The organism is Halobacterium sp. CBA1132, assembly GCF_001485535.1.
GTDB lineage: Archaea > Halobacteriota > Halobacteria > Halobacteriales > Halobacteriaceae > Halobacterium.
Genome location: NZ_BCMZ01000002.1, coordinates 272,854 through 282,772 on the forward strand (window position 1 = coordinate 272,854; position 9,919 = coordinate 282,772).

General features: G+C 59.2%; 13 protein-coding genes. 9 read left to right on the forward strand and 4 right to left on the reverse strand.

Annotated elements, in window-relative coordinates; all coding sequences use genetic code 11:
* Positions 1–933, forward strand: coding sequence for a cytochrome c biogenesis CcdA family protein (locus AVZ66_RS14850; protein WP_058984933.1), 933 nt, complete (start codon positions 1–3; stop codon positions 931–933).
* Between the two features lie 305 nt (positions 934–1,238).
* Here the strand turns inward: AVZ66_RS14850 and AVZ66_RS14855 are convergent, their stop codons facing one another.
* A complete protein-coding gene (locus AVZ66_RS14855) occupies positions 1,239–1,682 on the reverse strand; it encodes a hypothetical protein (RefSeq protein ID WP_058984934.1) in 444 nt (147 codons plus the stop codon).
* 165 nt (positions 1,683–1,847) lie between these two features.
* On the opposite strand from AVZ66_RS14855, the gene AVZ66_RS14860 reads away from it, so the two are divergent.
* The 7 genes from AVZ66_RS14860 to AVZ66_RS14890 all read left to right on the forward strand — a co-directional run bounded on the left by AVZ66_RS14860 (position 1,848) and on the right by AVZ66_RS14890 (position 6,120).
* Positions 1,848–2,207 carry a helix-turn-helix domain-containing protein gene (locus tag AVZ66_RS14860; protein WP_058984935.1) on the forward strand — a complete coding sequence of 120 codons (360 nt, stop codon included), beginning with the start codon at positions 1,848–1,850 and terminating at the stop codon, positions 2,205–2,207.
* Positions 2,204–2,491, forward strand: a complete 288-nt coding sequence (locus AVZ66_RS14865; RefSeq protein ID WP_058984936.1) for a hypothetical protein — start codon at positions 2,204–2,206, stop codon at positions 2,489–2,491. The genes AVZ66_RS14860 and AVZ66_RS14865 overlap by 4 nt, the downstream gene beginning before the upstream one ends.
* A 145-nt stretch (positions 2,492–2,636) precedes the next feature.
* Positions 2,637–2,975, forward strand: coding sequence for a co-chaperone YbbN (locus tag AVZ66_RS14870; protein ID WP_197407815.1), 339 nt, complete (start codon positions 2,637–2,639; stop codon positions 2,973–2,975).
* A 15-nt stretch (positions 2,976–2,990) separates the two neighbouring features.
* Entirely contained in the window at positions 2,991–4,109 is a 1,119-nt protein-coding gene (locus tag AVZ66_RS14875; RefSeq protein ID WP_058984937.1) for an aminotransferase class V-fold PLP-dependent enzyme, read from the forward strand.
* A gap of 218 nt (positions 4,110–4,327) precedes the next feature.
* Positions 4,328–4,687, forward strand: a complete 360-nt coding sequence (gene trxA, locus AVZ66_RS14880; RefSeq protein ID WP_058984938.1) for a thioredoxin — start codon at positions 4,328–4,330, stop codon at positions 4,685–4,687.
* Positions 4,688–5,728, forward strand: a complete 1,041-nt coding sequence (locus AVZ66_RS14885) for an NAD(P)/FAD-dependent oxidoreductase (RefSeq protein ID WP_058984939.1) — start codon at positions 4,688–4,690, stop codon at positions 5,726–5,728.
* The gene (locus AVZ66_RS14890; protein WP_058984940.1) at positions 5,728–6,120 is read left to right on the forward strand and encodes a hypothetical protein; all 393 of its coding nucleotides are present in this window, start codon (positions 5,728–5,730) and stop codon (positions 6,118–6,120) included. Before AVZ66_RS14885 ends, AVZ66_RS14890 begins: the two co-directional genes overlap by 1 nt.
* Before the next feature lie 4 nt (positions 6,121–6,124).
* On the opposite strand, the gene AVZ66_RS14895 is transcribed toward AVZ66_RS14890, so the two are convergent.
* The 3 genes from AVZ66_RS14895 to AVZ66_RS16415 form a co-directional block, all read right to left on the reverse strand.
* A complete protein-coding gene (locus tag AVZ66_RS14895; protein ID WP_058984941.1) occupies positions 6,125–7,057 on the reverse strand; it encodes an ArdC-like ssDNA-binding domain-containing protein in 933 nt (310 codons plus the stop codon).
* Between the two features lie 87 nt (positions 7,058–7,144).
* Positions 7,145–7,492, reverse strand: a complete 348-nt coding sequence (locus AVZ66_RS14900; protein ID WP_058984942.1) for a hypothetical protein — start codon at positions 7,490–7,492, stop codon at positions 7,145–7,147.
* 141 nt (positions 7,493–7,633) lie between these two features.
* Entirely contained in the window at positions 7,634–8,851 is a 1,218-nt protein-coding gene (locus AVZ66_RS16415; RefSeq protein WP_197407816.1) for a homing endonuclease associated repeat-containing protein, read from the reverse strand.
* 321 nt (positions 8,852–9,172) lie between these two features.
* On the opposite strand from AVZ66_RS16415, the gene AVZ66_RS14910 reads away from it, so the two are divergent.
* A complete protein-coding gene (locus AVZ66_RS14910) occupies positions 9,173–9,802 on the forward strand; it encodes a hypothetical protein (RefSeq protein ID WP_157575710.1) in 630 nt (209 codons plus the stop codon).
* Positions 9,803–9,919: the final 117 nt, after the last annotated feature.

Sequence of the window (9,919 nt, forward strand, 5' to 3'; positions counted from 1 at the left end):
ATGGCGTTGTTTGCTTCATCATCGATACTTGTGGCGGCATACGCTGCGGGTGTCTTGATGTTCTTTGCCCCCTGTAGTGTTGGGCTCCTCCCTGCGTACCTCTCGTACTTTTATACACAAGGCGAAGATGCAGCGCGAGCAGACCAATCGGACGCGTCTGGTCCTGTCCGGACAGCCCTCCTAGTTAATGGCATTCTGGTGTTTCTCGTCGGGGCGATCCCGCTCTTCTACATGGCGGTTGCCGGTATTCGGGTTTTGCTCCCCGGTTATGAGCTGATCGTCCCACTCGCGAAACTCGGAACAGGGAGTTACTATCCCCCAGTCGCCGTTGTCGTCGTCGGCACACTCCTCATGCTCTTGGGACTCGGTCGACGTGCAGTGGTCGATGGACTTCGCGTCGGCGGGTTCGTGACGGCCGGCGTGGTCGCTGTCTATCTGCTTATTGGCGGTGTCGTGCTTCTCCTCGGCCAGTGGATCGAACCGTATCTCGTGTCGATGGAACTCCTCGTTGGGCCGCTCTTGATCGGTATCGGTATCATGTACTACTACAACCTTTCTCCGCTGCAGTCGATCCGCCTCCCTGAGCGAGATTCAGCAACGATTCCAGCCTTCTTTGTGTTCGGTATCGTGTACGGAGTTGGCAGTCTAGCGTGTAATCTGCCGGTCTTTCTGGGGATGATTCTCACGTCATTCACGACGGAAGGGCTCGTGCAGGGACTTGCCGTGTTTGGCTCATTCGGAGCGGGTATGGGGACACTCGTTCTCGGTGTCAGTGTGGTCGCACGCGTTACGGGGAGTTCACTCTCGCTTGGCAAATACGGACAGTCCGCTCGCTACGCTGGCAGTCTGGCCTTCGTACTGATCGGCGTCTACGTGACGTGGTATTCGCTCCGGTCGTTCGGGTATATCCCTGGCGGAGCGATGTTCGGATAGACCGGACAGTAGTGACTCATCCTCGTCTAGAGGACTCACGTTTGGCAGGATTTGGAGTCTGACCGAAATCGGTATACAAAGCCGAGAACCCCAACTGTTAGTGCCGCCACTAGTATTCGGATGAGTCCGCCTCCGAGGGCCGCCGTTGCACCACCAGCAGCGGTAGCTCCGGCAGCGCCTGTCGCGGCCGGAGCGGCAAAGAGACAACAGAGACTCAGTGCGCCACCGAGTCCGAGCAGTGACCAGCGGCGCCGTGAACCCGTCTCGTCGGTTGGTTCTGTTTGAGTATCTGTCATTTGACTGGTCTACTGATGTGTGGCCGTCTGCTTCGGTTCTACCTCACAGGACTCACACGGACGTTGCGAGCGAACGTACAGAAGCCCGGCGAAGAGCGCAACACTCACAACTCCCAGAAGCGGCCGGAGCGGGTCGAAGTACGTCATTAGCGCGGAACTGCTAAACAGGGCAAGCAAAAACGCGTTGCAGATCGGGCATCCAAACGCTAGAAATCCGAGAACAGCACCCGCAGTTGCAGTCTTTTCGTCGCCACGCTGCTCCGTTGTTCGCTGTAACACGTAGAAGCCCAGGAATCCAGCAGTGAGAGCGAGAAAGAGATAATCCAACAGTGTTCGGGGAACCATCCGAACGTAGACCGGATTGGGAATCAATCCAGTGACGACCCCGAACAGCACAAACGACCCGACGCTGATGACTGCCGCTTTGAGATGCCGTCTCTGAAACCGTCTCATCAGTACTATCGCTCGAGTTGCTGGGCTGTAAAGGACGCTGTCTGTTTGCACTATTCGCAAAAAGCCTCGTACGACAATACGACTCTCTGAACGGGGAAATCTCAGCCTACGAACCAGAATCGGGGAAACCACCGAATCTTTACGCCGCCCTCACAATGCAGAGATATGGAGAGTCGTGAGGGCAATCCGTCTGCGTCCCTCCTCGAAGTCTTTGCGGACGACTACTCACGCACGATTCTACTTGCAGCTGAGGAGGAGCCACGAACGGCAAAGGATCTTAGCGAGGTCTGTGACGCGTCGCTGGCGACCATTTACCGTCGCATCTCCACATTACGGAGCCATGATCTCATTGCCGTCCATTCGACGATCGGCTCCGGTGGAGAGCACAAACAGCTGTTCGAGACGACGGTCGAGGCGTTCCACGTTTCAATCGCCGACGGTGAGTTCGAACTCTCCGTCGAAACACGTGATGAACTCGCCGATAATTTCGCTTCGCTTTGGGAGAACTTCCGGGAGAGCACATGATCAGCCCGTCAATCGTCGTCGTCAAGTTGATTACGCTGTTTCTCAGCCTTCTGGTCGCGTACCTCGCCTTCTACGCATACAAGCGGAGTGAGAGCCATCCGATGCTCTACGTTTCTGTCGGCTTCGTATTCATAGGAATCGGAGCTATCTGTGAAGGCCTCGTCTACAGTGTGTTGGGAACGTCGCTGTTCTCAGCGGCCCTCATACAGGCAGTACTCGTCTCATTTGGGATGGTGCTGATATTACGTTCGGTGATGTCTAATTCGAATAACGAGGCTATCTAACCCGACAATTGTGTGCTCGTGGCATCCACGGATGGCCCTCGAATCGCTTTACTCTCATTCAATAGCTCTGAGACGAAAGACATACCCAGCCTATATTGTATAGTAAGCCCAAGACTATTAACGATCTAGTGCATAGAGTCTGTTAATGGCAACACAAACAGCGAAGACGGACAGCGTGGGTTCACTCGACGATGGCGACCTTGAGACTGCCGTCGAGGACAGCGGCGTCACTCTCGTGGAGTTCTACACGGAGTGGTGTGGGACCTGCAAGCGGATGGAGCCGGTTCTCGAAACACTCGCGGAAGACACCGACGCGACGGTTCTGACGATCGATATCGAATCAAACCTCGAAACGGCGATCGAGTTCGGTGCCCAGAGCACGCCCACGTTCGTCCTGTTCGCCGACGGACAACCGGTGAAACAGCTTCGCGGTGGCCAGAACGAACAGGCACTCCGCGACCTGATCGCCCGGTATCGGGACTAATTCACCGACAACGAGATGAACCCCAGAGAACTTCGCGCCGATACGCCCGCCCTGCACGAGGATGTCTACCTGAACTTCGGCGCCCACGGGCCGAGCCCGCGGTACGTCGTCGAAGCTGCTGACGAGTTCGTGCGGTCACACGAGTACGAGACGAATACTCGAAACGACCCCTACGAGGTGGCATTCGACGAATACGACCGCGTACGGGAGCGTGTCGCCACCTTCGTCGGTGCGGACGACGACGAAATCGCACTCACGGAGAGCACGACCGCGGGCATTAACGCTATCGCGAACGCCATCGACTGGGAGCCCGGCGACACCGTCGTTCGAACCGACCTCGAGCACCCAGCCGGAACGCTTCCGTGGCAACGCTTGGAACAGCAGGGCGTCGACGTTCGAGTAGTCGAGACCAAAAACGGTCGAATCGATCTCGACGTCTTCGCCGAAGCCGTTGAGGATGCACGACTTGCGTGCTTCAGTGCGGTGACGTGGACACATGGCACCCAGTTGCCCGTCAGCGACCTCGTCGACATCGCCCACGAGGCGGGTGCGTTCGCGCTCGTCGACGCCGTGCAAGTGCCGGGACAGCTCCCGATGGACGTCGACGAATGGGGTGCTGACGCGGTCGCAGCAGCCGGCCACAAGTGGCTCTTGGGACTCTGGGGCGGTGGCTTCCTCTACGTCGGCGGCGACGTCGCTGAATCGCTCACGCCCAACACGGTCGGCTACCGGAGCGTCGAGACACCGACGGCGGACCCCTACGAGTTTGCGGTCGGTGCCCGGCGGTTCGAGGTCGGCTCGTCGAACCCCGCCCCCCACGTCGCCCTAGCCGAGGCGATCGATGCGATCGACGAGATCGGAATTGATCGCATCGCGGAGCGAATCCAGACCCTGGCCGGACGGCTCGTGGACGGCATCCCGGACGGTCAGCTCTACAGTCCCAATCCGCCCGAGTCGGGCCTCGTCACGATCGACGTCGACGATCCCGAATCGACGGTCGAACGACTGGCGACAGAGGGATTCGTCGTGCGCTCGCTCCCGAGCCCGAACGCGATCCGGGTATCCGTCCATGCAGTCAACACTCGGGAGGAGGTCGACGGATTGCTCGACGCGCTCGAATCGGAGTGGAACTGACGTCGAAGTGCGATGGGTTGTCCGCCCATACGTACACTGTTTTTACAATTGTGGGGGCGAGTATGAGTCGCGGCAGGACGCGTTCTAGCGCTTACGTTGGTGTTACGCCGGTTTCTATGCCTTGCTTGCTTCGTGGCCCCCAGACCGCTCTTTGAGTTGTGTGTAGTATTGTGGAAATAGAGCAAGACTTAATGGTCGGCAGTCCGTAGGGACAGGTGATGGCAACCGATACTGCAACCGACGCAGGCAGCGCTCCTGCGAACGAACCGATTCACGTCGATAGCGCCGACGACCTCGATGCCGTGGTCAGCGAACACGATGTCGTCCTGACGGACTTCTACGCCGACTGGTGTGGCCCCTGCCAGATGCTCGAGCCGACCGTCGAGACTATCGCCGCCGAGACCGACGCGACCGTCGCGAAAGTTGACGTCGACGCCAACCAGCAACTCGCCTCCGCCTACGGCGTCCGGGGGGTTCCCACCCTTGTCCTGTTCGCCGACGGTGAACAGGTTGAGGAAATTGTCGGTCTCCAGGGCGAAGACCAACTCCGAACGCTCATCGAGACCTACACCGAGTAAATGACTCAGGATATCCACGACCTAGTCATCGCCGGCTCGGGAGTCGCCGGGCTCTCGGCGGCGGTCTACGCCGCGCGGGCCGACCTCGACCCGCTCGTGCTGGAGGGCGACGAACCGGGCGGTCAGCTCACGCTCACGACCGATGTCGAGAACTATCTCGGGTTCCCCGAGGGTGTCGGCGGGATGGAGCTGATTCAGCGCGGCAAGGAGCAGGCCGAGCAGTTCGGCGCCGAGTTCCAGCATGGAAGTATCGAGGACGCGGACCTGGGCGGCCAGCCGCTGGAACTATCGCTGTCGGCCGGCGACACGATCTACACGCGGTCGTTGATCGTCGCGACCGGCGCGAGCGCGCGCTGGGTCGGCGCCGAGAACGAAGACGAACTGATGGGGGCCGGACTCTCGACGTGTGCAACCTGTGACGGTGCGTTCCACCGCGGCGACGACGTGCTCGTCGTCGGTGGCGGCGACAGCGCCATGGAGGAGGCGTTGTTCCTCGCGAAGTTCGCCGACTCCGTGACGGTCGTCCACCGACGTGAGGAGTTGCGAGCATCGGAGATTATGGCCGACCGTGCCCGCGAACACGACGATATCGAGTTCGCCCGGAACACTGAACTCGTCACGATCCAGGGTTCACAGGAGGACGGTGTGACCGGTGCCACGCTCGTCTTCCACCCGGACGGGTACCCGAGGGAGAAGTACGAGGCTGGCGAGGACGTCGCAACCGAAGACGTCGATGTTGGCGGCGTGTTCTACGCCGTGGGTCACGAGCCCAACACCGACTTCCTCCGGGAGACGCCCGTCGACCTTGACGGAGACGGCTACGTCCAAACCGCAGACACCGGGGACGCGTGGGCGACGACGGCGACGGCGGCAGACGGCGTCTTTGCGGCCGGTGACGTCATGGACCGCGAGTACCAGCAGGCGGTCACCGCCGCGGGAACGGGTAGTATGGCCGCCTTGGACGTCGAAGAGTGGCTCGAATCGGCAGCCGAACTCGCGACCGGTAGTACCGAGCCCATCGCCACGGAGGCCGACGACTGATGGGCGGAACCGACCGACGACCCGTCAATACGACCGATCCGAGTACCGTCGAGAATCAGGCGAACCGAGTCCTCGTCTCCTTCCGGTCGCCGGAGACCGATCCCGACGACACCGACGACTGGTGGGTCGCCGACAGCGAGTGGCTGCAGGAAAACATGACGGAACACACGTACCGCCAATACCTCCAACGGGCACACGCCGGACAGGTCTCCATCGGCGATGAGTGGGACGAGTTCGTCAACTGCGGTTGTGCGAGCCCCGAGGACGTCACCCTCCGTGTAGAAGAAATCGATGGTGGTACTGCTATCGGGTCGGAGACGGTGATAGAGGTACTCTCGCGGAAAATCATCGTCGAAAACGAACCTTCTGCCTCGCCGGCTGGCAACGAGTAGTAGCTTACCGTTGGCGTACGGCTGTCTGGATAACCTCCTCTGCCGTTCGACTGATCCGACCGAGGCGCTCGCGAACGACCTCGGAATCGTCCGACTCCCACGCAGCGAGGTAGAATGCCGACCCACTAGTGTCGAGCCCGCAGTACCGCCCGACGACGTACGCGACGGCTTCGGCCTCGACTTCGCGTTTCGCCCGCTCGGTGTCGTCGTCGACGTCGAAGTGGAGCAGAGCGTGGGCGTACTCGTGAATTAGCGTCCGCGCGAGGTCGGCCTCGTTCTCCCGATCACGCACCTCGACGAGCGGCTGGACGTCGACGAGGCTCAGCTGCTCGCAGATTCCCTTCGCCTCGCCGTGGGTCCACTCCTCGGCTGGAACGATCCGCACCGTCACGCCGAGGTCGTCAGCGGCGGCAGTCAACTGCTCGACGAGGTCGCCGGCGTCCCCGGTTGCTTCAGTGTCCAGGTCGGGAAGCGGCTCGCCCTCGGTCTGGGAGATGTCGAACACCGGCGCGGGCTTGAACCCGACCAGGCCCTCGGACCACTCCTCGGGCGACGTCTCATCGTAGTCACAGTCGCTATCTTCGTGATAGCTCGGCGAATTCTCGCACTCCGGGCACTGCTTGGTGATGGTCGGCGCCCAGATCCAGATGGCCGACTCACCTTCCTTGACATGGCGGTCGAACTCCTCCTGCCACGTCCGGTAGCCCGCCACCCGGCTCGCTTCTGGATACTGGCGCTTGATGAGGAGCGTATTCCGGTAGGAGTAATCGTGGAAGCGACTCTGGACGTCGAGCCACTCCTGGAACTCTTCGCTGGCCTGCGCGTCGTCGACGCCGGCGACGAGTTCGTCGATCCACTGTTCGATAGTGCTGTTCATCTCGTCGGATCGCGTGTCGGTCTGATCGAAGGAGACCGACGAGTCACTGGTCGTGGCCATTGTGTTCACCGAATCGAGTTCACGGCGACTGCGTCTGTTCAGACCGCGCCGCACCCCTCAGGGGCGTTCAAAAAACCGCTCTGTCGGTCAGCGGAGTTCGTGGCGTTCGTCAGCGAAGCCGACCGTAACGAGGTACTCGAGGAACTCGTCGAACCGCTCGACGTCACTGGGCGTGTCGGTCGCAAGATGACGTGTCCACTCGATGGCCCACTGGAAGGCGGGATCTGTCCCGCCCTTGCCGTGTAGATACCACCACCGGGCCGCTTTGAGAACCACTATAGGATTCGTCGGCGGCTGCTCACCGGCGAGCCCACGGGTGATGGATTCGATTTCGTTGGGCACGTCGGCGGAATCGACCTCTGCTGATTGCGTATTGTCGATATCGACCGGGATCTCGTCGATCGAGACGTTGTCGGGACTCTGTTGTTGACTCACTGGAAGTCACCTCTGAGAGCTTTCGAAGGAGCCCTCGCCCTCTCTGGGGGCACGAAAAACAGGTCGCGAAGTCACGCCGGCGGGAGGTAGACGCTCTGCTCGCCGGCAGATACCTTTGTGCTGAACGCGGGTCTTCGCTTGTTAGTCAACTACTGGTTGGACTGGCAGCCGTTCGAGTCGGCGATGGCACGGGATACAGAGAGTCAGCAGGTTACTCGGTACATCTGCATCGTCGACAGACCAATCTGGATCGTTGTAGAACCGCCGTCGTGGAATCCGGTGATGTACCGGGAGATCACGACCGAATTTCTCGCGGTGAGCTTCACGGCCCATACCGCAGCGCAGGCAGGACTCGTTGTCACGGGTGATGATCTCCTCACGAATCTGTGGCCAGTTCGAGCCAAACGGAACTATCTCAGTATCTGACTGACGGTAGTTTTCTAGATAGTCCGGGTCGGCCGCTTGAAGGGCCGTTCGCCACGTTCCGAATTCACGCTGATACGGATCGATGGTAAACTTCCCGTGTTCGTTCATTTCCGTTGTTGTCGGTGGGTGGCCCAGCTCATTCGCAACAGCCCGCAGTTCGGCTAATAACTCCTCCCGTGGAATTCGCCACCGCTCATTCGGCTCGAAGCCGGCAGCTCGGAGAGCTTCATTCCACGAACCGAATCGCTCCTGATAGACTGCTGCACTCCATTTCCCTTGGTTTCGCATTTCATCCTTCCGAGGGACATGGCCTAGCTCTTCGGCGAGACGGTTGAGTTCGGATATCAGATCCTCCTCGCTCACATCCCATACGGAGTGGACTTCCAACTCAGCCTGTCGAAGAGCACGATTCCAGGTTCCAAACGCTCGCTTGTACGAATTCGAGGTGTAGGGGCCACTCCGGTCCATTTCATCTGTTGTGGGCGGTCGACCCAGTTTCTCAGCGAACCCCTGTAAGGCAGTAATGAGTCTCTCTTCGGAGAGGTTCATTTCAACGTTCGGCTCAAAATCGGCCGCCCGTAGTGCTGAATTCCACCCTCCAAATCGCTTGCAGTATGTCTTCACCGAATACTCGCCAAGATCACTGTATTCGCGCTCTGACGGAGTTTCCCCTACGATTTCGGCAACTGATTGGATGTCTGCGAGGAGATCCTCTTCAGGGGTTGGTGGTCTGCCGTTAGGTTCGTTTGTTCCGGTTTGAAGTCCGGCAGCCTCGAGTGCGTTATTCCACGACCCGAACCGATTCCCGTACGTCTTCGCAGCATGCGGGCCCGAATCGTCCATCTCATTCTGCGACGGAGGCCGACCGAGTTCCGAAGCGAACTTCTGGAGTCGATTAAGGAGTTGTCCGTCTGAGTATAGCTTCTTGCCCATGTGTGGATGAGTCACTCAGTTTGGTCCCGTCTTGATATTTGAATGTCTGTTTTGAAGTCCCTGAAATCACACTCTATCGCCGCTACTGAACCCCACATCTGAACTGGCGAGGCTACTGGCTGCCCTGCGCCCCTTCAGGGGCCCCAAAAAACGGATACTCGGCTACCTGGGAATCCTCAACAGCTACCCGATTCTGCTGTAGTTCGGTAAGTACAGGACAGCGCGGAATCAGTCAGTCTTGAAGTGGATTAATTGTGTGTTTCGGCGTCCCACAAAACACTTTATTGCTGGTCGGGAACTGTCGGTATGCGCCGTGAATTGATGGTCGTCCTCCTCGTGCTGCTTGCTGGCTGTAGCGGGCTGAACGGCGGCGTTCCCTCCACGCAGCCAACAGAGACGACGTCCGCAGTCCCAACAACTACGTCCAGCCCGTCAAATGCGACCCCGACTGGCGCTACGCTGAGTAATACCGTTAACTACACCGCGCTCTCAGACACAGAGCAACAAGCGTTTGATGCCGCCCAGCAACGAGGAACTGGGTTCGCACCCGACTCTGTCCGTGAGTCACCGTACGTCAATCAAACGTACTTCCCCACTGACGCCAAAGAAGTTTTCCAGAACCACGAGTACGTCCAGAAAAATGGGTCGTACTACCAGCTCTCGTGGGACGCTGGGCCGACGTTAGCCACCTATGAGATTCAGGTAACCGAACAACAGCCGTCGGAAAATGCGTCCGTCGTTGCTCTCGAAAATATTTCGCTGGAGGTGAGAGAGCCAGTCCAGAAGGCAATCGAGAATGGCTCATACGATACGCCGTTCGGCAAGTGGGACTCACTCCCGGAGAGCTTGAGTAACACCGATTTCGTCCGAGCGAACGGGACGTACTACAAACTCGATGTCATCGCGGGTGATTTCTGGGCCGACGAAATGCGCGTAGAACCGGTTGAATAGGCGGAGCGCTACTTGAGATAGACGCATCCCTACTGAGTGGCGGTTTCACGGAAGGTGGTATCCGAATAATGGTATTTTCAGCAGGCCTGGGCATAGCAGATTAACCAACACTGGGGG